The sequence below is a fragment of the Mesonia aquimarina genome (genome assembly GCF_003667275.1).
GTDB lineage: Bacteria > Bacteroidota > Bacteroidia > Flavobacteriales > Flavobacteriaceae > Mesonia > Mesonia aquimarina.
The window spans coordinates 35,859-60,568 of the sequence record NZ_RCNV01000002.1; the positions used below are offsets into that span (position 1 = coordinate 35,859).

Below are 24,710 nucleotides of genomic sequence, written 5' to 3' on the forward strand. Positions count from 1 at the left end.
CCTCTAATTAATTAAAATACAAACGTTTCAAATTTTATTTAGCCATTTTTTATTTCTGTTGCAGAATTTTCATCAGAAATGGTGTGCTTTTTACCGGCTTTGGTATTCCAGCTATCTTTAAAAAGCTGCATAAAAGCCAAGGTCAGCACAATCGTAGTTGCAAACCCCATTACGGCTACTACAAATAATAATAACCCAAGACCGGTATTATAATCTGTCTTCCAACTTTCCAACAATTCTGTTGCAAAAGTTTGATCAATATTTGTTGCATAAATACCAAAGAATAGCGTAAAAATTAAGGTAGCAAAGAATCCGGTTATAATACCAGCCATAAAGCCTTTTTGATATTTAAACTTATCTTTTTTATACGCTCTATAGCTTTTAATAGAAAAATAAATTCCAGCTCCAGTAATTAAACCATTTACCAAACTAAACAAAGGCTGCGTATGCAAACCGACGGCTGAAAGCAATAAAAAATAAATAATTAACAGGACACTTATTCCAAATCCATATCGTAAAGGAATTGATTGATTTTTCATAGTTTTTATCTTTTTTCTACAGTAAATTTCATAAAAATTTGACGAAAACTATTATAATAGCTTGTTAATTTTAGTGATAATATACTGCAAGGCTAAGAATTACAACAAAATAACTCTATGTTTTTTGTAACAAATGAGTATTTTTGAAGTCGTATATATTGAAACAACTAAATAATTTTTAAAAATGATTAAAAAAATTAGCTCAGCGGCCATCGCTTTGTTTTTCACTTTTGCAGCTTTTGCTCAAGAAGTAGAATTTACAGAGTACGATTTAGACAATGGCCTTCACGTAATTCTACATGAAGATAATACTGCTCCTGTGGTTACAGTTGGTGTTATGTATCATGTTGGTGCAAAAGATGAAGAAGAAGGTAGAACTGGTTTTGCTCACTTCTTTGAACACTTACTTTTTGAAGGAACAGAAAATATAGAACGCGGTGAGTGGTTTAACATTGTAGCTGCTAATGGTGGTAGTAACAACGCAAACACAACCCAAGATCGTACGTATTATTACGAAACATTCCCTTCTAACAACTTAGAATTAGGTTTATGGATGGAATCTGAACGTATGCTTCACCCGGTGATTAACCAAATTGGAGTTGACACCCAAAACGAAGTAGTAAAAGAAGAAAAGAGAACACGAATAGATAATGCTCCTTACGGAAAAATTATTTACAGTACAGGTATTAGCCCTTACATGTTCGATAAACATCCGTACAAGAACTCTGTTATTGGTACTATGAAAGATTTGGATGCTGCTCAACTTAATGAGTTTAAAGCATTTTTCGACAAATATTACGGTCCAAATAATGCAACGCTAGTTGTTGCCGGAGACATTGATATTAACGATACAAAAGATATGATCAAAGATTATTTTGGTCCTATTAAAGCTAAGCCGGCCGTTAAGCGTGTAGACATTAAAGAAGCTCCTATTAAGGAAACTATAACCGCTACAGAATACGATGATAACATTCAAATTCCTGCTAAGCTTTTTGTCTACAGAACACCGGGTATGGCAGAACGTGATGCCTATGTTTTAAATATGATTTCTTCGTTATTAACCGACGGAAAGAGTTCTCGTATGTACAAAAAAATGGTCGATGAAGAAAAAGAAGCCTTACAAGTATTAGCTTTCAACAGAGGACAAGAAGATTATGGATTATATGTAATTGGTGCTTTAGCTATGGGAGAAACTCCTTTAGAGACGCTTGCAGGATCTATGGATGAAGAAATTGAAAAACTTCAGACAGAGCTTATTTCTGAGAAAGAATACCAAAAGCTTCAAAATAATTTCGAAAATAGCTTTGTAAACTCAAACAGCAGCGTTCAAGGTATTGCATCTTCATTAGCAACCTATAATATGCTTTATGATAACACAAACCTTATCAACGAAGAAATTGAAATCTACCGAAGCATTACACGCGAAGAAATTAAAGAAGTAGCCAATAAATACCTAAATAAAAACCAACGTTTAAGTTTAGATTATTTACCTACTCCAGAAAACAAATAATACAACATCAAAAATTTTAAATATGAAAACTAAAATAGTTTCACTATTCATACTCTGCTTTATGGTGGTAGGCGCACAAGCGCAAATAGACCGCTCTAAGCAACCGGAACCAGGACCGGCTCCAAAAATTAATCTTGGCACACCAAGAGCGTTTACTTTAGACAACGGCTTGAAAGTAATGGTAGTTGAAAATCACAAATTACCAAGGGCCAGAATGAGTCTTATCATAGACAACAAACCGCATGCAGAAGGTAATAAAATAGGCGTTTCGTCTCTATATAGCGCTATGATGGGTAACGGAACTGAAAAAATGACTAAAGATGAATTTAACCAACGCATAGACTTTTTAGGAGCTAATGTTGGCTATGGATCTGAAAGCGCTTATGCAAGTTCACTTTCTAAATTTTTTCCAGAAATCGTTGGTTTAATGGCACAAGGTCTTTTACAACCAAAGTTCACGCAAGAGGAGTTTGAAACACAAAAAGATAGACTTATTGAAGGTTTAAAAACCAATCAAAAAAGTGCTAGTGCTATTGCCGGTAATGTAAGTCGATTATTAGCTTACGGAAAAAATCATCCTTTTGGTGAATTTGAAACAGAAGAGTCTGTAAAGAACGTAACCTTACAAGATGTTGAAGCATATTATAACAACTTTATTTCTCCTAAAAACGCTTATCTAGTAGTGGTTGGAGATGTGAAATACAGAGATGTAAAAAAATTAGCCAAAGAAAATTTTGGGGGCTGGACAGCAGATGTACCTCCTTCAGCTAATTTACCAAAGGTTGCTCCTGCTCAATACACGCAAATAGATTTTGTAGATGTACCGAATGCCGTACAGAGTGAATTGAGAATTCAGAATACAGTAGACCTTCAAATGAATGATGATGACTACTTTCCTGTATTAGTTGCTAACCAAATTTTAGGAGGTAGCTTTGGAAGTTACTTAAACATGAATTTACGTGAAGAGCACGGGTATACTTACGGAGCTAGATCTTCTACCGGTACGAGCAAATATGCTAGTAGATTTTCTGCAACAGCAAGTGTGCGTAATGCCGTAACCGACAGTGCAATTGTTGAAGCCGTAAAAGAAATCAACCGTATTAAAAACGAGCAAGTTGCATTTGAAGATTTAAATAATGCTAAAAACAAATTTGCAGGAGATTTTGTATTGCGTTTAGAGAGTCCTTCGACTATTGCTAATTATGCCTTAAACATTGAGACTAATGATTTAGATGAAGATTTTTATGAAACTTTTCTTCAAAAAATCAACGCTGTTACGCCAGATGATATTCAGCGTGTAGCTAATAAATATTTTAAAACTGACAAGATGCAAATTGTTGTTGCCGGTAAAGGTAGTGAAGTTGCAGATAAGTTAGAAAACGTTAGCCTTAATGGCAAAAAAGTACCGGTACTATATTTTGACAGAAAAGGAAACCAGGTTGAAAAACCGGAATATAATAAAGCCGTACCAGAAGGCCTAACCGTAGAAACAGTGTACAACAATTACATTAAAGCTATTGGTGGCAAAAAAGCTATAGATGATGTAAATACAGTTATGATGGAAGGAAGCGCTACTGTTCAAGGTATGCCATTATCGTTTACGATTAAGCAAACCAAAGACGGTAAGTCTTACCAAGCAACCAAAATGAATGGTATGGTAATGAGTAAACAAGTTTTTAATGGTAAAACTGGTTATGCAGAAGGTCAAGGTCAAAAAATGGATTTCACAGAAGAACAAATTGAGTTAGCTAAGAAAAGTTCAGGTTTATTTCCAGAACTAGAAACCCCAAAAGATGCAACTCTTACTGGTATTGAAAAAGTTGATGGAAAAGATGCTTATGCAGTTTCAACTTCAGAAAATAGTAAATCTTATTATAGCGTAGAAAGCGGTTTAAAACTTCAAGAAAGCAATACTGTTTCTCAAGGAGGACAAACCATGACTACATCAACTAAATATGATAATTACAAAGAAGTAAATGGGGTTAAGTTTCCACATACTATGACGCAGTCTTTTGGCTCTCAAGAAATTGAGATCGAGATGAGTGAAGTAAAAATTAATGAAGGAGTTAGCGACGCTGATTTCCAATAAGATTTTCTTGCAAATAATAAAAAAGCCGGTTTTCATACCGGTTTTTTTGTTTTTCGCTTTTTCTTATTCGCAAAATAAACACCCAATAAAATTACTAATCCCGATAAAGCTTGTAACCAGTTAAATAATTCGCCATCTAAAATCCCCCAACTCAACGCCACAACAGGAATTAAATAGGTAACCGAAGTTGAAAAAACAGGGGTAGAAATTTGCACCATTCGGTTAAATAATATTTTTGCTATTCCGGTACCCACAACCGCCAAAATAGCAATAAAACCAATTGATATTTGCGTGGCATCTTGTTGTAAATAATCCCAGTCAAAAAAGCCACTTAAATATAAAACGATTAACGAAGGTATTAACAAAACAATAAAAGAACCCGTTGTTAAGCCCAACACAGGAATTTCTTGTAAATAGCGCTTAATAATATGCACATTAAATGCATACATTGTAGTAGCCGCTAAAGGCAATAAAGCAAACCAATAATTTTGATTTTCATTAATACTAGCGCCTGCTAAAATTAAACCCACCGAACCTATTAGTCCAACAATAACACCAAGTGCTTGATTTGAATTTGATGAAATCTTAAAAAATAACATCCCTACAATCAAAGCTAAGATGGGCACCGTAGAATTTAAAATAGAAACAATAGCACTATCGATTTGCGTTTCGGCAAAAGCGAATAAAAAAGCCGGAAAAAAACTTCCCAAGCAACCCGAAATAGCAACCCATTTCCATTGATGCTTTTTTACTTTGCGAACACTTCTAGAACCAATGCTTATTAAAAAAAGTCCCGCCAAAAAAGTTCGTAATGCTCCTAATTGAATGGGCGTTAAGCCTACTAAGCCCTTTTTGATAAGAATAAAAGAACTTCCCCAAACTAAGGCTAAACAAACAAGGTAAACCCACTTCAACTGACTTTGCTTCATTTTTAAATCTTTTTTTAAAAAATGCAAAAGTCCGATTAAAAAATGAAATCAACGAAAGGATTACCATTAGATTAACAAAGAAATCAACGCTTAAAAATTACTTCCACTCCACTGTTTCCATCAAATGGCGAATGTCTTCTTTCAAGTAAGCTGCAGCAGGAACTATAGAGTCAAAATTTGGCTTTGCTCTAAAATAAATAGATCCGGTTAAAAAATGTGTTGTACTATCGGTTAAGTAAAATTGTGCTTGCGAAGCTGCATCGCCTTTTACTTCATAGAAAGTTCCGTAAGTCTCATGCCTTTTATTTATATACGTATCGCCTTCTATTTCGTCTGCTTTTATGGTATGTTCTAAGGGTAATTTTTGCGCGTCTATTAATAGTTTTTCAAGGTTATTACGCACCGGTTGATAGGTAATGAATATTGTACCCTTCATATTTGGATATTCCACATCTAACCAACACGGATTACCCGCTTTGCCTGGTTTTACAATAGTATTTCTATTAACTTGAAATGTATACGGACAATTAGAACTAATTTTATCGTAGCTAGGCTCAGGATACTCTAAAGCCAGATAAGCTTTAGGTTTTGGCTTAGCAGCGTCTTCGCAAGCCAGTAGAAAAAAACAAAAAAGTAAGCTTACAAATATTCTCATGAATCTATGCTGAATTTCACTTGTTTTATTCGTTTATCATCAATAACTTCTATGGTAAAGGTATAATTTTCAACCTGTATTACTTCATTTTTTTGTGGAAATCCACCGGAAGTTTCCAATAAAAATCCGGCTAAAGTTTCGGCTTCTCCTTTTCGTTCTTCAAAAATCTCTATTTGGCTTTCTTCAATTTTGGTAACCTTGTAAAAATCTTTTAAGGAAGTTTTTCCTTCAAATACAAACGTTTTTTCATCTAGTTTAGAAAAGACTAAATCTTCATCGTCAAACTCATCGGTTATATCTCCTACAATTTCTTCAATAATATCTTCTAAGGAAATTAATCCGCTTGTACCACCATATTCATCGACCACAATTGCTAAATGGTTTTTTTTGTCTTTAAAATCATTTAACAAATCGTCTAACTTTTTATTTTCAGGTACAAAATAAGGTTCTCGCAACAACTCATTCCATTTAAAATTCTTGTCTTCTAAATAAGGTAATAAGTCTTTGATGTATAAAATACCTTGAATATTATCGATGCTTTCTTCGTACACCGGAATTCTGGAATAACCGTTTTCTACAACGGCTTTTAAAACTTCCTTATAATCTTCAGTCAGGCTGAGCGCAAAAATATCCATCCGCGGTCGCATAACTTGTTTAGTTTCTGTATTTCCAAAAGACACAATTCCTTTTAAAATTTTTTGCTCTTCTTTTGTTGTATCTTCTTCACTGGTTAATTCTAAGGCTTGCGAAAGCTGATCTACAGAAAGATTAGATTTTTGTTTCCCTAAGCGATTATGAATAAGCACTGTTACAAAACGCATCGGTAAACTGAAACCGCTTAAAATTTTATCTAAAAAACCGAGCGGGTAAGCCATAAAATGCGAAAACAAGACTTTATTTCTGCTCGCATAAATTTTTGGAAGAATTTCTCCGAACAATAAAATTAAGAAAGTCGCCAATCCAACTTTTAAAAGAAACACCAAATCTAAGCTGAAAAAGTATAAATCTAAACGGGTATTTATATTGCTAAACCATTGTGTAGAAAGCGACTCGAATAATAAAACTACGGCTATATTTACAAAATTATTTGCGACTAAAATAGTAGCCAATAATTTTTTTGGTCGATCTAAAAGACGAACCAAAATTTGTTGTTTGGCAGAAACTTTTCCGTCTTCAACTTCAAAGTCTGCCGGAGTTAAAGAAAAAAGCGCTACTTCTGAACCAGAAATTAAGGCAGAAAAAATTAATAGCACCATAAGCATAATTACTCCAAAAATTTGGTAGTAATCAAATGCTAAAAAAATAACTAAACTGGAAGGGTCTGGGTCCAAATGTTGGTTTTTTAGTTTTTAAAATGGAAGATCATCTTCCTCTTCTTCTCCTAAAGATGAAGAAGCAGACGGTTCTTGCGCTGTATTCTGTTGCAACGGAGTTCCTTGTTGCTTAGCTTGAGCATTTTGATTTGGCATTGGCGCGCCGGTTCCGCTCTGCTCTTTTGGTGTTAAGAAGGTAAACTCTAAACATTGAATTTCTGTAGAATAGCGATCCAGGCCTTTATCATCTTGCCATTTTCTGGTTTTTATTCTACCTTCAATATAAACCTTATCACCCTTAGAAAGGTATTTTTCGCAAATTTCTGCGGCTTTATTTCGCACTACAATATTATGCCACTCGGTGTTGCTAACTCGCTCTCCGGTGGTTTTATTTACATAATCTTCATTTGTGGCCAATGGAAATCTCCCAATGCAACCGCCACCTTCAAAATAATGCATTTTTACTTCATCTCCCGTATGCCCAATAAGCATAACTTTATTTAATGTTCCTGATGCCATAATTATTTTATTCTTGTGTAGTAAATGTAAGGAAAAAGAATTATTTGCTAAAACCGAATGCGTCAATAAATTTTTCTAACAAAACAGGAACCGCATAAGTTTCTATTGCAGAAAAGTTTGTCTTGACAACAGGTTTTAAAAAATTATCAGGGAAATCATCAACTTTTATCACCCAAAATTTTGCAAATATCTTTTGATGCGAAAGTACGTGTTTTATCGGTTTATTATTGTATAACTGAATTTTTTTAGGCTCATTTTTTAGGATTTTTTTTACTGCCGATTGTTTACTGAAATCTTCCATCTGGATTTCTGTTGCCGTTTCTACTAATGGAAATTCATACAAGTTTTCCCATATCCCTTTACCTGTTCTCTTTTGAAGCAAAGTTTTATCGTCGTTAAAAAAAACGAGGTAATTAAAATGGCGTGTGCGCACTTTTGTTTTTTTTAATTTCACCGGAAGAGATGCTACTTTCCCTTGCTGAAAAGCCACGCATTTTTTTTGAAAGGGACAACTTTCACAAAGCGGATTTTTAGGCTTACAATGCAAAGCTCCAAATTCCATTAACGCTTGATTATAGTTTGCAGGATCTTTTTTGTAGAGCATTTTTTGCGCTAAAGCCTTAAATTCTTTTACCCCTTCCGTAGAATTTATAGGCGTTTCAATTCCCATATACCGCGAGAGAACACGGTACACATTCCCATCTACCACCGCCACTGGTTCTTGATAACAAATAGAAGCAATTGCCGCAGCGGTATAATCTCCAACGCCTTTTAACTTTTTTAAGTCGTTGTAATTATCCGGGAAAACTCCGTTTAGTTCTTCTGCCACATAATTTGCCGTAAAATGCAAGTTTCTTGCACGAGAATAATAGCCCAAGCCTTGCCATAATTTTAAAACTTGTTCTTCATCAGCTTCAGCTAAATCAAAAACTGTCGGAAAATTGGCAATAAATTTCTGATAATAGGGTAATCCTTGAGCAATTCTGGTTTGCTGCAACATAATTTCGCTCAACCAAATAGTGTATGGCGTATTGGTTTTACGCCATGGCAAATCTCTTTTATGTGCTAAGTACCAGTTTAACAACGTTTTGTGAAATTTCATAGAAATAACTATTAATTTGCAATATTAAAAGTTTATTGCGTTACTATTTAAAGGATTAGGCTTGATTTATTGAATTTTAAATTAGTATATTTGCCCCCTTGAAAATATAAACCCTATATAATAAAAAAATTGTAAGATGACGAAAGCAGATATCGTAGCAAACATTTCGGATAAATTAGGAATGGAGAAAGCAGACGTACAGGCTACTATTGAAACCTTTATGGAAGAAGTGAAAACTTCTTTAGAAAGCGGAGACAATGTTTACTTGAGAGGATTTGGAAGTTTTATTATTAAAACTCGTGCAGAAAAAACAGGAAGAAATATCTCAAAAAACACAACCATAAAAATTCCTGCTCATAACATTCCGGCTTTCAAACCTGCAAAAGTTTTTGTTGAGGGTGTAAAGACAAACGTAGAAGTAAAGTAAAAAGAATTTATTAATATTTAAATTTATTATTTATGCCAAGTGGTAAAAAAAGAAAAAGACATAAGGTAGCAACGCACAAGCGTAAAAAAAGAAGAAGAGCTAACCGTCACAAGAAAAAGTAGTTTTCACACTACTTTTTTTAGTTAAAATGTTCATTGACAACGAAGTTTTATAACAAAACTTCTTCAGGATTTTTGCAGTAAAAACCCTGTGATAAATTTTGTTTAATCCATCTATACTTGCCTTTTGTAGGTATGGATAAAAATCTAATTAGCAGGAATGATATGGATAAAGAATTAATTATTAGATCAAATTCCTCTGCTGTTGATTTTGCCTTATTAAAAGATGGAAAACTAATAGAATTACATAAAGAAAACGATAATAGCAATTTTGCAGTTGGCGATATATTTTTAGCCAAAATCAGAAAAGCTATTCCCGGGCTCAATGCCGCATTTGTTAATGTTGGTTATGAGAAAGATGGTTTTTTACACTATCACGACTTAGGGCCCAAAGTGTCTACTTTATTGAAATTCGTAAAACGTGTAAGCACAGGTAAGTTAAAGGATTTTTCATTAAAAGATTATCCTTTTGAAAAAGAAATTGACAAAGACGGAAGTATTACCGATGTCTTAAAGTCAAATCAATCGTTACTGGTACAAATTGTAAAAGAACCTATCTCTACAAAAGGCCCAAGAATAAGCAGTGAACTCTCCTTTGCAGGAAGGTACGTTGTACTTGTTCCTTTTTCTGATCGCATTTCGATTTCGCAAAAAATTGAGGACAAAAAAGAAAAAGAACGCCTAAAGAGATTAGTAAAAAGCATTAAACCTAAAGGTTTTGGTGTTATCGTTCGTACCGTAGCGAAAGGCAAAAAAGTAGCAGAACTGGACAAAGACTTACAGAATCTAATGAGTCGTTGGACAGGAATGTGCAAGAAATTGAATAAAGCGCAACATCCGTCGAAAGTATTAGGAGAACTCAATCGAGCAAGCTCGCTATTGCGAGATATGTTTAACGATAGTTTTACTTCTATATGTACCGATGATGATGCACTCTATTCGCAAATTAAAGACTACGTGAGTGAGATTTCACCCGAAAAAGAGTCAATTGTAAAAAAATATCAGTCAAAAGTTCCAATTTTTGAAAAATTTGGAGTAGAACGGCAAATAAAAACTGCTTTCGGTAAAACAGTTTCTATGAGCAAAGGAGCCTATTTGGTTATCGAGCACACAGAAGCAATGCATGTTATCGATGTAAATAGTGGTAATCGTAGCAATAAAGCTAAAAATCAAGAAGAAACCGCTTTAGAAGTTAATTTAATTAGCGCCTCAGAAGTGGCTCGTCAATTACGTTTACGTGATATGGGCGGAATTATTGTAGTTGATTTTATTGATATGAACGACGCTGAAAACAGAAAAAAACTGTACAATCATCTTCGCGATGAAATGAGTGACGATCGTGCCAAGCATAAAATTTTACCGCCTACAAAATTTGGACTGATACAAATTACAAGACAACGTGTAAGACCGGAAATGAATATTAAAACAAGGGAGGAAAATCCCAATGGAGATGGAGAAATTGAAGCTCCAATTGTTGTAATAAACAAGATAAATGCCGACTTACAAAAACTTATTAAAAAAGACTATAAAAAGCTGTCCATTAGCGCACATCCTTTTGTAGCTGCCTTCTTAACACGAGGTATTCCATCACCTAGAAGCAAATGGTTTTTAGACCATAAGCGCTGGGTAAAAGTATTACCAAGAGATGCTTACACGTATCTTGAATATCACTTTCACGATCAAGACGGCGAAGTGATTATTTAACATTATGAGCTAAACCCCATTTAGAATTTTCTAAATGGGGTTTTCTTTTTTACTTTTATTCCCTTGAAAACCTATAAAACATATACGGTAAAAGAAGCTACAGCAAAACTCATGAAGTTTTGTGCTTACCAAGAGCGTTGCCATAAAGAAGTAGAGCAAAAGCTTATCGAAATGCGCATGATCCCTGAAGCACGTCAAGAAATTATTTACCAGCTTTTAAAAGAAAATTTTTTAAATGAAGAACGCTTTGCCAAAGCCTTCGCACGAGGAAAGTTTAGAATTAAAAAATGGGGGAAATATCGTATTCAACGTGAGTTAAAACAAAAAAACATATCAAAATACAATATTAAATCTGCCTTATCAGAAATATCTTCTGAAGAATATCACCAAACTTTTGAAACACTTTTTCAAAAAAAAGTCAAAAATACCCCCGAAAAAAACCACCTAAAATTAAAGAAAAAAGTAGCAGACTATCTTTTATACCGAGGTTGGGAGAGTCATTTGGTTTATGAAAAGCTAAAAGAGTTAGATTAGGGTTTCAACTTTCTTCCTTTATTCCACCAAACTAAAAACCCGGTTACTGGCAAACTTGCACAAATAAGACTGATAAAAAAGGCCAAAAGTTTACCGGCAAAGCCAAAAACCGCACCTATGTGCACATCATAATTTAACATGGAAAGTTGATCTGCAAAATCTGCTTCAACATAGGTATCATCTTTAGTTCTATACCGTTCTAAAGTATATTGATCGTAAAAATATTCGTTTCGGTTATAAAATGAGCCCGCATCTTGATAGGCAACAATTTCAATAGCATCGTCTTCATGTCTAATTGTAGGCGACATATAAAATCCGCCGGCATCCATTTCTTTTTTTCTAGTTAGATACCAAGCTTTATCTAAGGCTGAAACACTATCGTTTGCTACAAGGTTTGCTTTTGAAATATCGGAGTGCGGATGACTATGTTCAGGTTTTTCTTCTCCTCCGGAAGCAACATAATAAAGTCCGTCATCAAACCACTCAAAACTCCAAACCAATCCTGTAATAGTGATCACTAAAGCTAGCAATAAACTGTAAAAACCTAAAACATTATGCAAATCGTAATTCACACGCTTAAACTTTGCTTTCCATTTGATAGAAAAACTCTTTTTTCGGTTAGATTTTTTCCAATTTTTAGGCCACCACATCACTAATCCCGTAATTAAAAGAATCAGAAATATTAAAGTTGCTACCCCAACAATAGGTCTCCCAATATCATAAGGAAGCCATAAAGCACGATGACCATCTATTACAAAGCGAAAAAAATCAAAATTTTCGCCTCCTAAAAGTTGTTGTTTTTTTATGAATTCTCCCGTATAGGGATTTAAAAAAACCGCTGTAAAATGACGCTTGCCGTCAATTCGTTGATTAAAACCTACTGCCGCAGCACCTTCTCTATTACTGTAGGTCAAGCCTGAAGGTTTTACACCCGGCATATAAGCGGTAGCAGTATCGACCAATTGACTTGGTGGTACAAAATCTTGATCCTGAACCTCTACAAATCGCCAAGGTTCCAGGTAATCTTTTATTTCTTGTTGAAAAGCATAGATACAACCTGTTAGGCTGACAATAAAAACAATTATTCCTGAAGCTAAGCCTAACCATAAATGCAGCCAGTCATTAAGCTTTCTTAATGAGCTTTTTTTAGCTTTCTTCTTTTGCTTTTTTTGTTTTGCCATGCTAATCAATGTATAAAAAAGACTGTCTAAAAAGTTTACTTTTGTCAAACTGAACTTGATTCAGGTGCTCATATTTATTTGTGTTTCCGTAATATGAGATTCTGAAATAAATTCAGAATGACGCATTTTAATTTTTTTAGACAGCCTCTTTATCTACTTCAAGTTTTAGAATTTAAAGAAACCGGCCACAAAAGTAGCTTCTACTTTTGCTCCTTTTGTTGCGGTAAGCGACTCCGTATCCATTCTATATACATAAATTCCATCCTCTTCAGGAACGCACATATATACATCATCTCCTTGTTGAAGTGCAGCCAACTTTCTTCCGTTTCCTCTATGCTCAGGAACTCCTTGGATAAGATCTACAGTTTGTTCTTCAAAGTCGATCACAGCTGATTGTAAAGGACCATCAGACCATCTTTCTTGACTATCTCTATCTACAACATTCATTTCAGCGAATGCTTTACCGTTTCCTAAGTATTTTAAATGCGCAGTATTGTTACCTCCGCTTGCACTTTCTATATCGAAAAAGTAATCCTCATTAAATTCTGTTTCACCTGCATCAATTCTTAAAATTCCGCTTGGCTTTGTTGATTGACTAAATCCGTTTGCCGGATTTGAATGTGAAAGTGCATAGATATTTCCACTATTATCTTCTACCAATCCAGAGTTTACTCCAAAACCACCAATTGGCCCAACACGATTATCGGTAATTACTTTTTCAAACTCTAATTCTGGGTAAGAAAAAACCGCAACTTCCGCTTGGTCTGTATAATCTGTATCAAACGTATTTGGATCTGAAATGTAATAACTCAAAAATAAATGATCATCTCTTATTACCATTCCTGAATATGATGGACCAACTAAATCTGTGAAATTTGAAACCTGAACGGTTTTCTCTTCAGCAACAGTCACTGAATTTGTATTAAATTTTCTAAACGTCAACACATCTGATGAAGAAGACATACTAACTGAAACCAAAGTATTATTGTCTGCTTCAACTAAATCTTCTAATTGTTGATTGAAAGATACATCGCCCGTTTGATTTAAAGAACCATCTGCATTTTGTGATATTGCCACAACATTATCATTATCTAAACCACCTAGACTATAAATCGTGTTATCGTAACTTACAAATTCGTAATAACCCGGCTGTTCAATTCCTTGACCTGCTGCAGATAGAGTTCCTTCCATTACATCTTCAAAAGGTACTGTGTAATAGGTAAAATCTCCTGTACTTCCCTGAATGGCTAATGACAATGCATAATCACCTTGATTTGCTGATCCTGAATCATCATCACTACTACACGCAATCATTGAAAAAACGATTGTAAACAAAGCTATTAGCTTCCCTAAATTCATCATTAATTTATTCATTTTTCTACTTTTTAAATATTTGATTTATAAACTATATCTTAATTTTACATAAAATGCTCTTCCCGGTTTTTGAAGTCTAAAATTATCATAGAGTTCTTCATCGGTTACGTTTCTACATTCTACTGAAATATTATATTTTCCGTTTTCTAAACTATACACCGCTTCTAAACTATGCGAAAGTTGCCTAGGAATAATTGCTTTTCCATCGCGACCAAATCTTTCTGAAGAAAGAAAATACTCTTCGGTAAAATTGAAGTAATAATTAAAATTCAATCTTGATTTTTCAGCGAAAACATCTTTAAAATTCAATCCGGCGACCAGACTTCCAAATAGATAAGGCGTATTCGGAATTCTAGCCCCTTTATTTAAATTAGGCTGATAACCTAAATAATCGCTATAACTTAAATCGGCTTCGTCTGTAATATCTTGATACGTAATATTGGCGCTTAAGTTGAATACTTCTTTGTAGCGATATGCAAAAGATCCTTGAGCACCTAGAGCTTTTACTTTAGATAAATTTCCATTAGTCGTTGTGGGACCGGACACGGTTACAATATTATAAATAAGATCGTTTGCATCTCGGTAAAGAAATGTACCGCTTACATCGAATTGATGGTCATTGTTAATTTGAAAATTGTAAGAAGCTCCTAAATTGAAGTTTTTACCTTGTTCCGGTTTTAAATTAGGGTTAGGCAAAACGGTTAATCCATTTCCAAAAAACTCTTCTGCAGTTGGTAAGCGAAAGGTATTTTCAAAAGAAGCTTTTACTTGTAAAGCTGGCGTTAAAAAATAGGAAGTTGCAATACCATAACCGAAATTATTATCGGATATTTTAGAAGCTTCCGTAGATTCAATATTATTTCCGGTTTCTTCACTCGTCTCTACATTCAACGAATAAGCTTTCCCAAAAATAGTTGTGGTCCATTTCTCGTTAAACTTATATTTATAAGAAAGCCCAATTATATTTTTGCTTAATTTTTTCGGTAGAAAATATTGATTTACGTCTGTATTCACCTGATCAAACTCATCTCGCGTAAAATACTGGAAAGCCTGATTTAACGAAAAAGAATGTTTTTCATCAAATAGATAACTTAGATTAAACTGATTACTGAATTGTTTATCTTCTAACTCTAACAAATTCGCTTCTCCTTGTTCACCCTGTGTTTGCGAACCTGTTGCAATTTTCTCCCCATACCAATTATAACGGAATCCGGTTAACGTATCTATATTTTTTGTTTTGATTATACTGTAAGATGCGTTTACATTAACATCTAATCCTTCTGCAAATAAATCTCTTTTCTTGTATTTTAAGGAAGGTACAATTGATTGACTTTCTCTTTTTACCGCACCAAAAACGGTGGCCATGGTAGCACCGGTTTGTAATTCGCTATCGTCTTCAGAAGCAATTACACCAAACAATAATTGATCTGCAAAATTTTTATCTACAAAGCCTGTTTCTATTTGTGCTGAAGCCGACTGATATTGATCATGAAAGCGCTCTATCTCAACATTAGAATCCTGTAAATTCCCCAATTCATCTTCTACATCTACCAACACATCATAATTATTATCAGAATAATTATAATTTAGATTTCCTCTAACTGTAAAGCCCGTTTCATCATTTGTATAGGCTCCATTTACAGAAGCTTGATGAGTATTAAACGAACCGTAAGAATAAGAAACGTCTAAATATTCATCTTTTTGATTGGTAATAATATTTACCGCACCACCTAATGCGTCTGTACCTAACCAGATTGGAACCACACCATTATACACATCTATTCGCTCAATAGAATTAACCGGGATATTATTTAGATTAAACGAAGAACCAAAATTATCCATCGGAATTCCATTTAAAAAAAACTTGACTTGATTTCCCTTAAAACCATTTAGTGAAAATGTAAAATCTGATCCCAAACCACCTTCTTGAAGCACACGAACACTAGGCACGCGATCTAAAATCTGTTGAGCATTTTGAGAACTATTTAAAAGTTCTTTTGTAGAAACAGAGGTAACCGTATAGGCTTGTTCATTGATCTTTCTGACTTTAGATTTTCCATTTAATTGAACAGCACCCATTTCTAAAGGGGCATCTTCTAATTTAAAGTCAACTACTAAATTTTGATTAGGGTTTAATTGAATTTTGTGTGTGATTGTTTTAAATCCTAAATAGCTAATCTGTAAGGTATGGATTCCTTCTGCAAGATTAGATATGGTATAATAGCCCGACTTGCCCGTTACCACTCCTTTATTTTCTCCTACCAAAACAACATTGACTCCTTCTATAGCATTTCCAGAAACACTACTAATTTTACCGCTTACAGTTGCACCATTAGCTTGCTGTCCATATAAAGTGCCTGCAAGTAAAATAAGGACTAAGCTAAAAATAAGTTGATATAAATGGGTATGCTTTGGCAATCCAGTATTAATTTAGATTTATTTTAAACTGGCGCAAAAATAATACAAAATTCTACTTTGAAAAAACTTATTTAGACTAATTCTACACTTTGAATGTTAATTTTTAGTTATGCAAGTTAACTAAAGCTAATACTATAATGGAAGGTTATTTTTTCTATGAGTATTTTTATAAGCCATTTCATCTTTATAATCGATCCAGTTCTGCCCTTTTAGTTTTCGCATAAAATTATCGAAATGACGCATGACAAATACATTATAAGCGGCTTTTGCCAAATGTTTAGGTTTTTTAGGAATAGAACGTAAACTCATAGAAAAGCCGGGGGTTTTATAATGCATATAATGCCAATAGCCTTCGGGCATATAAAGTGCTTCCCCATGGTTGAGATCGGCTACAAAACCTTTTGCTTTTTTTAATGCCGGCCATTTATCAAAATTCGGATTCGAAAAATCGATATCCTCTCTGGAAATTAAGGCATGAGGTACTTTATACAGATAAGGTGTTTGTGATGGAGGATAAATTAAGCAGCGTTTTTTTCCGTGGAAATGAAAATGCATAATATTAGCATAATCAATATCGTAGTGCATAAAAACTTTAGAATCTTGCCCACCAAAAAATAAAAAAGGTAATCGTTTTAAAAATTTCAAACCAATATCAGGATAATTAAAATCCTTCTGAAGGGCAGGAACTTCCTTTAATAAGGAATATAAAAAGATTCTAAAATCGGTGGGTTCAGTTTTCAGAAGTTTAATATAGTCTTCCATACGCATTTCTGCATGTGGCTCGTTTACTTTGTAATCTGAACTTGCCGGTCGATTATCAAATAAAGGCACCGTTTTATTACCTGCATTTTTTTGTATATAATCTAAATTCCATTTGTTATAAGCGTCCCAATCCTTAGTTAATTCTTCAATTACTAACGGTTTTTGTGGCTTCACGAATTCTTCAACAAATCGTTTTTTGCTAATCGTTTTTACACGTGGAATTTCCTCAACATATAATCCGTTAACATTCTTCATTCTTCTTCTTATTTTTATTGAGCGCGTTTTTTAGCCAATTTATTTTTATAATCTATCCATTTTTGACCGCGCAATTTTCTCATCAAATTATCAAAAGTCATCATAAAAGCAATATTTTTAAAAACTTTTGCAAGTTTAGGAGCGCTTTTAGGTAAGGCTCGAAGCGTCATAGAAATACTCGGACTTACATACCGAATATAGTGCCAATAGCCGCTAGGAATATATAGGGTTTCACCTGCATTTAATTGAACACGATAACCTTCTGCCTTTTTTAATGCCGGAAATTTAATAAAATCCGGTCGGTCCATTTCTATTTCTTCTATTGTTACAATAGAAAAAGGCACGTGATAAAGGTACTTCTTTTGATTATGCGGAAAAAGAATCACTTCCTTTTCTCCGTATAAATTAAAGTGCATATTATCGGCCAAATCCACATCATAATGCGTTAATACGCGTGCGCCTGCTCCTCCAAAAAAAAGCACCGGTAATTTTTTAAAAAACTTTAATCCTATATCGGGATAACTAAAATCTTTGGTTAATTCCGGACACTTTTGTAAAATATTAAAAAAGAATATTCGTAAATCCGTAGGTCCTTTTTTTAATAATTTCACATATTCACGCATGCTTAAATGCATAGCAGGTTTTCGAGAGTTCTCATTACCTTTAGCCGGCTCACTATCATAAAGCGGAACTACCACATCACCTACTTTTTCTGCAAAATAATCTAAATTCCATTTTTTTGCGGCAGGCCAATCTTCAGAAAGCTTCGTTAACACCAAAGGTTTCTTTTTATTGACATAGTTTGTCATAAACTCAGCTGCATCAATATTTTCTTTATAATCAATCTCCTTCAGCTTCATCTTGTAGAATTAATCTTTCAACTTTTCAACTAATAAAAACAAAAATACTGTAATTTTTTAGTTGAAATAAAAAGGCCGCCCAAAATTTGGACAGCCTTTTTATCAAAAATAAGAAATGAATAACGAATCAGCTTATTGTTTGATCAATTTATAAGTTCTAGCACTAGTGTTTATTTTAACCTCTACAAAGTAAACACCTTGCTCTAAATTAGAAATTGTTAAGTTTGATTTTAAGGTTTCTGGAGTAGCTTCTTTTACCTTTTGACCAAGCGTATTATAAATAGTAATTTTATTTACTAAGACTGAAGACTCAAAATAAACAGTTTCTTTTGCAGGATTTGGATAAAGCTTAAGACTGTTAAAGTTCTCATTAATAACCGATAAATCTTCTGTTGTGAATGATTCTGCTGCAGACCAATCACTTGTTTCACCAGCACCGCAATCTGCACTTACTCTAAATTCATATGTAGTATCATCAGATAAAGTGGTTAAGCTAACCCCTAAGGTTCCATCGTCATCTAACACCTGTTGTCCTTCAGTTTCAGGATCAAAACCAGGATCACCATATTTTACTACCCAACTCGTAGCTGTACCATTTTCTACCCAAGTAAGATCAGCAGAAGTTGCTGTGACATTAGTGGCGGTTAAACCTGTAACTGCAGGACAAGGATCTTGAGCTAAAGTTGTAAACGTTTCAACAGTAGACCAATTACTTAAATCACTGTTTCCGCAATCTGCACGAACATAAACGTCATAAACTGTTCCGTTACTTAAGTTATCAATTGTTTCTTGAGCAGTTGCTGAAACTAATATAGAGGTTCCATTTGATCCATTTGGGTCGAAACCTGGAGCTCCATACATAACTTCCCAATCGCTTGCCGTTCCATTTTCTGTCCAACTAAGTTCTGCAGATTCATGATCTACATTTGCCGCTGTTAAATTAGTTGGAGCAGCACAAGAATTAGCCACTGTAAACATTACGCAGTTAGTAATATAAGTACAAGTACCATCTGTGATTTCTACAGCATAGTTCCCGGTAGCGGTTGGTGCAAAAGCTTGTGAGGTTTCCCCAGTAATAGGTGCATTCGCATTATCGCAATCTACCCATTGGTAAGTAGCTCCTGCTTGATTAGCAGTAATATCTGTAGCTGTTGTTGAAAGCGTTTCATCAAAAGTAGTAGTAATAGTACCTCCTGTGACAAAGTTTGAAGAAGATCCTGTTAAACTAAAATTATTAAGAGTACCATCGTTAGCGTTTCCTGAACTATCGCTTACAGAAGTTAAACTTGTGTTGGAACCTCCGGCAATACCATCATTAAATTTGTAATAAGCTACTAAATTAGATGCCCCCGGGCATGCTTCAGAATTCATACTGTTTTGAATTTCTGTTTGTGTAAGAGCAATATCCCAAATACGAAGCTCGTCCATACTTCCAGAGAAAAAGCCTCCAAATGAAGCATTTATTCTTCGACCTATAATCATATCTGTATTAACCGTCGTGTTTAACGAAGTAGTAATATCATTTTCTGTATCTAAAACTCCATCAACATACAGCTTATATTTATCTGAGCTAAGGCTCGAATCGTAAGTTACAGCAACATGATGCCAAAGACCATCGTTAACATTTATTGTGCCGTTAAACCCTCCTCCTTTTATTTCTACTCTAATAACATCATTAGTACCAGATGCATTTAACCGGAAAGTAAAACGTTGTCCGTTTACATTTTCATTTCCCCAAGTTGTAATAATTTGTTCATTATTAAGACTTTCTGTTTTCACCCAAGCTTCTACAGTTCGAGAATTGTTGGACAACACTCCAGAATAGGTCGTTTGAATATAATCTCCTGAGCCACTAAAGTGTAAACCGGTTTGTGCATACAGAAAGTTGCTTACAAATATTGCACAGACTAACACATAAAAATTAAGTAATGTTTTTTTCATAAAAATTATTTTAAATTATTATACTATTCGTATAAATAAATATAATTTAATTATGCAACAAACATTTTTTATCAATAAATATTAAACACTCAACTATAAATTAATAACACTCATTTGAATTTAAAAAACTAGCTAACAATTAGTTAAATGTTTTATTTTACAGATCTTAAATAAGAAGAAATATTAATTTTTTTGTTAGTTAAATTAAGTTTATTACGCAATCTTGTCCTTGAGTTTTCTACGGATTTATATGAAACACCTGTTAATTTAACAATTTCCTTTGTTGAAAAATCTAAATAAAGTAAGATGCACAATCGTCGTTCTTTTGAGCTCAATTCAGGATGTTTCTCCACCAGTTTATTAAAGAAAGATGGGTGAACTTGTTTAAAACTAAATTCAAATTCTTTCCATATATCGGGATTAAGATCTCGTTCTAGTTTTTTTAAAACCTCGCTTAGTAATAATTGCGTTTCTTTTTTTGATGCTTTTCGCTTAATTAACTTTAAATCTTCTATAATTGATTTAACCATATTAGATTTATGAGCATCTATCATGGTTTTACCGACTAACTCGCTATTTTTTTGATCAAGACTTGAGTTTAATTCTTTATTTTTTTCCTGAATTAAAGCTTGTTCTATTTTATTATATGCTATTTTATTTCGGTATTTAATAAGTATAATCGCCAAAAATAACAATACACAAAGTAAGCCTAGAATAATCATAAACCATTTAGATTCTTCTTTTTCTACTTCAAGTTTCTGTACGGCTAATCTAGACTTGTACTCTTGCTGTAATTTTATGCGCTCTACATTAATAGCTTGTTTTTCCAGCTGAACACTATCTCTAACCTCATTATACAATTCAAAATAAGATGCTGCAGAATCATATTGTTTTTTATTCAAATACGCTTTGTAAATTACCTCAATTGCATCTTGATTGTTAAGCGTATAAGGATTTTTCTTCAGCTCTTGTACAGCTTTTTTTGCATAAAATAATGCCGAATCATTTTCTTTTTCTTTTAGAAAAAAATCGGACACATAGCCTTGAACTACGGCTTTAATTTGTTTATTTTCTATTTTATCTGCATTGATAATTGCCTTGTCATAATATTGTTTTGCTATTGTAGCTTACGTGCTATCCTTTTCATAAATTGTTCTACCAATATTAGTATAGATATATGCATAAAGCATATGATTTTTAATTGAATGATTAACGTCTAAAGCGCGATTATAATACACTAAAGAAGAGTCCAGGTCTTCTTTTAAATATAAAGTACCCATATTATTTAAGATGCTGGCATATTTAAACGTATCCCTAGTCTTGAAATCTTGATGATACTGAAATACTTTATCAAAATAAAAGGTCGCCTTTTTTATATTATTAAGCCTTGCATAAATAATAGCCAAATTGTTTTGAAGAGACATTTGCTCTGATAAATTACCCGACTCTTTATAAATCCCTTCTGCCTTTAAATAATATTCCAAGGCTACATCTATAACATCTTTACTGTAATATAGTTTACCGGTAGTTACGTAAACAGAGGCTAGTAATTCTTGGTCAGCTATTTCTTTAGCTTCTTCTTCTGCAGTTTCAATGTAACTTATAGCTTTATCCCAATCTGTTAATTTCAGTTCTAAAGCTATTTTTTTTCTTAAATCAATTTTAACTTCCGGTTGAACTGCAAAATTTAAACTGTCTTTAAGACTGCTCAATTCAGTTTGAGAGAAACAAAAATTACCTAGAAAAAAAATTAATAAAAATAAGTGCTTTTTCATAAACTAAAGACGTATCCAAAGTAGCTAAATAATCAAAATTAAAGTTAATCGGAAAAATAAGGTCTAACAAATTACAATTTTTATAACCAAAAAAAAACCAAGCCGTTTGACTTGGTTCTTGTATTCTATTAAATTTTAAAGCTTTTTAAGCTTTTCTTTTTGCTTGCGCTTCTAAGTTTTTTTCAATTTTGTGTCCCGGTCTAGACCATCTTGGTTTTTCACCTAAAGACTGATGAACAGAATCTTCGGCTTCTATTGTTTCTCGCTGACTATGCTTCTCAAAAGGTTTTTGAACATTTAAGCCCAACTCTTTAAAAAGTTGCATATCTTCAGAAACATCAGGATTTGGGGTTGTTAATAATTTATCTCCAGCAAAAATTGAGTTTGCTCCGGCAAAGAAACACATGGATTGTCCTTCTTTACTCATATCTGTTCTCCCTGCAGACAAACGCACTTGTGTTTCGGGCATAACAATTCTTGTAGTTGCTACCATTCTAACCATATCCCAAATAGGAACTTTTTGCTGCTCTTCCATAGGGGTACCCTCAACTGGTACTAAAGCATTAATCGGCACAGATTCCGGTTGGGGATTTAGTCTTGCCAAGGCAACTAACATTCCTGCGCGATCCTCTTTGCTTTCTCCCATTCCTATAATTCCACCACTACAAACAGTTACGTTTGTTTTTCTAACGTTACTTAGAGTTTCTAAACGATCTTCATATCCACGTGTAGAAATAACTTCTTTATAATATTCTTCTGAAGTATCTAAGTTATGATTATAAGCATACAAACCTGCTTCTTCTAGACGTTTTGCTTGATTTTCTGTAACCATACCTAAGGTACAACAAACTTCCATATCTAGCTTATTAATGGTTCTTACCATTTCTAAGACATTATCAAACTCAGGTCCGTCTTTTACATTACGCCAAGCCGCTCCCATACATACGCGAGAACTTCCAGAAGACTTTGCGCGCAAAGCTTGTGCTTTTACTTGTTGCACACTCATTAAATCATTTCCTTCTACATCTGTGTGATAACGTGCCGCTTGCGGACAATACCCACAATCTTCGGGACAACCGCCTGTTTTTATAGATAATAAAGTAGAGACTTGAACCGTATTTGGGTCGTGATGCTTTCTATGAACCGTTGCCGCTTCGTACAACAATTCCATAAAAGGTTTATTGTAAATTTCTAATATTTCTTCCTGCGTCCAGTTATGTCTAATTTCCATATTTCTTATCGCTTAAATGCCAAAAATAATAAAAGCCAAGCATACATCGGTGATCTTGAGCCAACTTTTTATAATACTAATGAACAGTGTTTTTAACGTGAAACAATTACACTCACCGCATTACCACCAAAACCAACTGCGTTCACCATAATTGTGTTTAATTGTTTGGGTATATTTTTATTGCTATAAAACGGATTTTCAATGAAATGTTGTTCTTCTAACATCAACATTGCCATTTCTAAACTCATCGCGCCTGAAGCTCCAAAACTATGACCAATATAAAATTTATTTGAAGTTAATGCGGGTAATTCCTCCGGAAAAACTTGTTTAATAGCCGATAACTCAGATGTGTCTCCTTTTTTAGTTCCCGGAGCATGCAACACAATAGCATCAACATGTTTTAAGCCAGCTTTTTTTAGAGCCATTTGCATTGAAGTCTGTAAACATTGCGCATCGGAAGAAATAGAAACACTGTGCTTTAATTTTTCTGAACCAAATCCGTAACCTATTATTTTTAAGCCTTTATTTTTTTCAGTAGTTTTTTCTAAACAAAAACTTGCTGCAGCTTCCCCTAAAATCATGGTATTTTTATCTTTAGAAAAATCCATACTTCGGTTCGGAAAATCGGTTTTTCCAATAGGCGCATACAATTTTAATGCTTTCATTTGAGCAATTGTAAACGGTGTTAGTGGTGCTTCTGAACCGCCCACTAAAAACTTTTTACTCATGCCACTTTCTAACCAAGCCACTGCGTTCAACACCGAATGAAGCGCTGTAGAACACGTTATAGAATGACTTAAAGCTACACCCTCAATTCCTAAGTCTTGCATAACCCAAGAAGAGATATTACCAAGTGTTGTGCTTGGCGAAGCTAAAGTTGAAGATACTTTTTTGCTTAGAAATTCTTGATGATATTTTTCAAACAACGCAGTTGCTCCTCTTGATGATCCTATATTAACACCCACTGTTTCTTTCTCCCATCCTGCTTTTTTTATAGCCTTTCTAGCTGAAAAAATTGCATTTAAGACTGTATCATCTATTTGGTGGTATTTTTGATTTTCAGCCTGTAGACTTATAATTTCTTTACGATCCTCTTCTGTGATTTTGCTAACATAAACTTCCTCATCCTGAAATGGAACTTTTGAAAAAAGTGATTTTCCTGAGAGGTAATTTTTCCATACACTCTTTTTTGAAGTTCCTAAAGCAGAAATCGAGCCAGACGAGACAATAGCTATTGGGTTGATGGGCATCTATTTTTTTTGGCAAATATCTGAACTTAAATCCACAAAAAAAACTCCGGAAAAAAACCGGAGTTTCTTAGAAAAAATTAGGTTACCCCATACCTAATTTTCAATAACCCTTCATATAAACATATGATAATACTAATATCTCAATAAATTTATTAAAAAACAATTAATTTTTTATTTAATTAGCATTAAGCCGTATAATTGTTCAAACTTACAGGCATTATTT

21 protein-coding genes are annotated in these 24,710 nt (G+C 33.8%); 5 read left to right on the forward strand and 16 right to left on the reverse strand.

Features of this window, described 5'->3' with window-relative positions:
- Positions 1–38: 38 nt before the first annotated feature.
- Entirely contained in the window at positions 39–539 is a 501-nt protein-coding gene (locus D9R05_RS03565; protein ID WP_121665865.1) for a DUF4199 domain-containing protein, read from the reverse strand.
- A 184-nt stretch (positions 540–723) separates the two neighbouring features.
- Between D9R05_RS03565 and D9R05_RS03570 the strand changes: the two genes are divergently transcribed.
- Positions 724–2,049, forward strand: coding sequence for a M16 family metallopeptidase (locus D9R05_RS03570; protein WP_121665866.1), 1,326 nt, complete (start codon positions 724–726; stop codon positions 2,047–2,049).
- A 22-nt stretch (positions 2,050–2,071) separates the two neighbouring features.
- Complete coding sequence (locus tag D9R05_RS03575; protein ID WP_121665867.1) at positions 2,072–4,138, forward strand: M16 family metallopeptidase; 2,067 nt, start codon at positions 2,072–2,074, stop codon at positions 4,136–4,138.
- A 32-nt stretch (positions 4,139–4,170) separates the two neighbouring features.
- Here D9R05_RS03575 and D9R05_RS03580 read toward each other — a convergent pair whose 3' ends face one another.
- The 5 genes from D9R05_RS03580 to mutY all read right to left on the reverse strand — a co-directional run bounded on the left by D9R05_RS03580 (position 4,171) and on the right by mutY (position 8,656).
- Positions 4,171–5,067, reverse strand: coding sequence for a DMT family transporter (locus tag D9R05_RS03580; RefSeq protein ID WP_121665868.1), 897 nt, complete (start codon positions 5,065–5,067; stop codon positions 4,171–4,173).
- Between the two features lie 97 nt (positions 5,068–5,164).
- Positions 5,165–5,722 carry a gliding motility lipoprotein GldD gene (gldD, locus tag D9R05_RS03585; RefSeq protein ID WP_121665869.1) on the reverse strand — a complete coding sequence of 186 codons (558 nt, stop codon included), beginning with the start codon at positions 5,720–5,722 and terminating at the stop codon, positions 5,165–5,167.
- On the reverse strand, positions 5,719–7,053 hold the full coding sequence (locus D9R05_RS03590) for a gliding motility-associated protein GldE (RefSeq protein WP_121665870.1): 1,335 nt from the start codon (positions 7,051–7,053) through the stop codon (positions 5,719–5,721). Before D9R05_RS03590 ends, gldD begins: the two co-directional genes overlap by 4 nt.
- Positions 7,054–7,071: 18 nt before the next feature.
- On the reverse strand, positions 7,072–7,554 hold the full coding sequence (locus D9R05_RS03595) for a single-stranded DNA-binding protein (protein ID WP_121666204.1): 483 nt from the start codon (positions 7,552–7,554) through the stop codon (positions 7,072–7,074).
- A gap of 40 nt (positions 7,555–7,594) precedes the next feature.
- Complete coding sequence (mutY, locus tag D9R05_RS03600) at positions 7,595–8,656, reverse strand: A/G-specific adenine glycosylase (protein WP_121665871.1); 1,062 nt, start codon at positions 8,654–8,656, stop codon at positions 7,595–7,597.
- Positions 8,657–8,792: 136 nt separating this feature from the next.
- On the opposite strand from mutY, the gene D9R05_RS03605 reads away from it, so the two are divergent.
- The 3 genes from D9R05_RS03605 (at position 8,793) to D9R05_RS03615 (ending at position 11,440) form a co-directional block, all read left to right on the forward strand.
- Complete coding sequence (locus tag D9R05_RS03605; RefSeq protein ID WP_121665872.1) at positions 8,793–9,083, forward strand: HU family DNA-binding protein; 291 nt, start codon at positions 8,793–8,795, stop codon at positions 9,081–9,083.
- Positions 9,084–9,367: 284 nt separating this feature from the next.
- Complete coding sequence (locus D9R05_RS03610) at positions 9,368–10,906, forward strand: Rne/Rng family ribonuclease (RefSeq protein ID WP_121666205.1); 1,539 nt, start codon at positions 9,368–9,370, stop codon at positions 10,904–10,906.
- A 63-nt stretch (positions 10,907–10,969) separates the two neighbouring features.
- Positions 10,970–11,440 carry a regulatory protein RecX gene (locus tag D9R05_RS03615; RefSeq protein ID WP_121665873.1) on the forward strand — a complete coding sequence of 157 codons (471 nt, stop codon included), beginning with the start codon at positions 10,970–10,972 and terminating at the stop codon, positions 11,438–11,440.
- On the opposite strand, the gene D9R05_RS03620 is transcribed toward D9R05_RS03615, so the two are convergent.
- The 10 genes from D9R05_RS03620 to D9R05_RS03665 all read right to left on the reverse strand — a co-directional run bounded on the left by D9R05_RS03620 (position 11,437) and on the right by D9R05_RS03665 (position 24,487).
- Positions 11,437–12,621 (reverse strand): PepSY-associated TM helix domain-containing protein, encoded by a 1,185-nt coding sequence (locus D9R05_RS03620; RefSeq protein ID WP_121665874.1) that lies wholly within the window; start codon positions 12,619–12,621, stop codon positions 11,437–11,439. The genes D9R05_RS03615 and D9R05_RS03620 overlap by 4 nt on opposite strands.
- 165 nt (positions 12,622–12,786) lie before the next feature.
- Entirely contained in the window at positions 12,787–13,995 is a 1,209-nt protein-coding gene (locus tag D9R05_RS03625; protein ID WP_121665875.1) for a DUF4374 domain-containing protein, read from the reverse strand.
- Between the two features lie 24 nt (positions 13,996–14,019).
- Positions 14,020–16,413, reverse strand: coding sequence for a TonB-dependent receptor (locus D9R05_RS03630; RefSeq protein WP_205589266.1), 2,394 nt, complete (start codon positions 16,411–16,413; stop codon positions 14,020–14,022).
- A 132-nt stretch (positions 16,414–16,545) separates the two neighbouring features.
- Entirely contained in the window at positions 16,546–17,430 is an 885-nt protein-coding gene (locus D9R05_RS03635) for a cupin-like domain-containing protein (RefSeq protein WP_121665876.1), read from the reverse strand.
- 14 nt (positions 17,431–17,444) lie between these two features.
- Positions 17,445–18,290 carry a cupin-like domain-containing protein gene (locus tag D9R05_RS03640; protein WP_121665877.1) on the reverse strand — a complete coding sequence of 282 codons (846 nt, stop codon included), beginning with the start codon at positions 18,288–18,290 and terminating at the stop codon, positions 17,445–17,447.
- A gap of 132 nt (positions 18,291–18,422) precedes the next feature.
- Positions 18,423–20,231: a LamG-like jellyroll fold domain-containing protein gene (locus D9R05_RS03645; RefSeq protein WP_121665878.1), complete on the reverse strand. Its 1,809-nt coding sequence runs from the start codon at positions 20,229–20,231 to the stop codon at positions 18,423–18,425.
- Positions 20,232–20,383: 152 nt separating this feature from the next.
- Positions 20,384–21,268, reverse strand: a complete 885-nt coding sequence (locus D9R05_RS03650; RefSeq protein ID WP_121665879.1) for a helix-turn-helix transcriptional regulator — start codon at positions 21,266–21,268, stop codon at positions 20,384–20,386.
- Positions 21,269–21,358: 90 nt separating this feature from the next.
- Complete coding sequence (locus D9R05_RS03655; RefSeq protein ID WP_121665880.1) at positions 21,359–22,006, reverse strand: tetratricopeptide repeat protein; 648 nt, start codon at positions 22,004–22,006, stop codon at positions 21,359–21,361.
- A 145-nt stretch (positions 22,007–22,151) separates the two neighbouring features.
- On the reverse strand, positions 22,152–23,237 hold the full coding sequence (bioB, locus tag D9R05_RS03660; protein WP_121665881.1) for a biotin synthase BioB: 1,086 nt from the start codon (positions 23,235–23,237) through the stop codon (positions 22,152–22,154).
- Between the two features lie 92 nt (positions 23,238–23,329).
- Entirely contained in the window at positions 23,330–24,487 is a 1,158-nt protein-coding gene (locus D9R05_RS03665) for a beta-ketoacyl synthase N-terminal-like domain-containing protein (protein WP_121665882.1), read from the reverse strand.
- Positions 24,488–24,710: the final 223 nt, after the last annotated feature.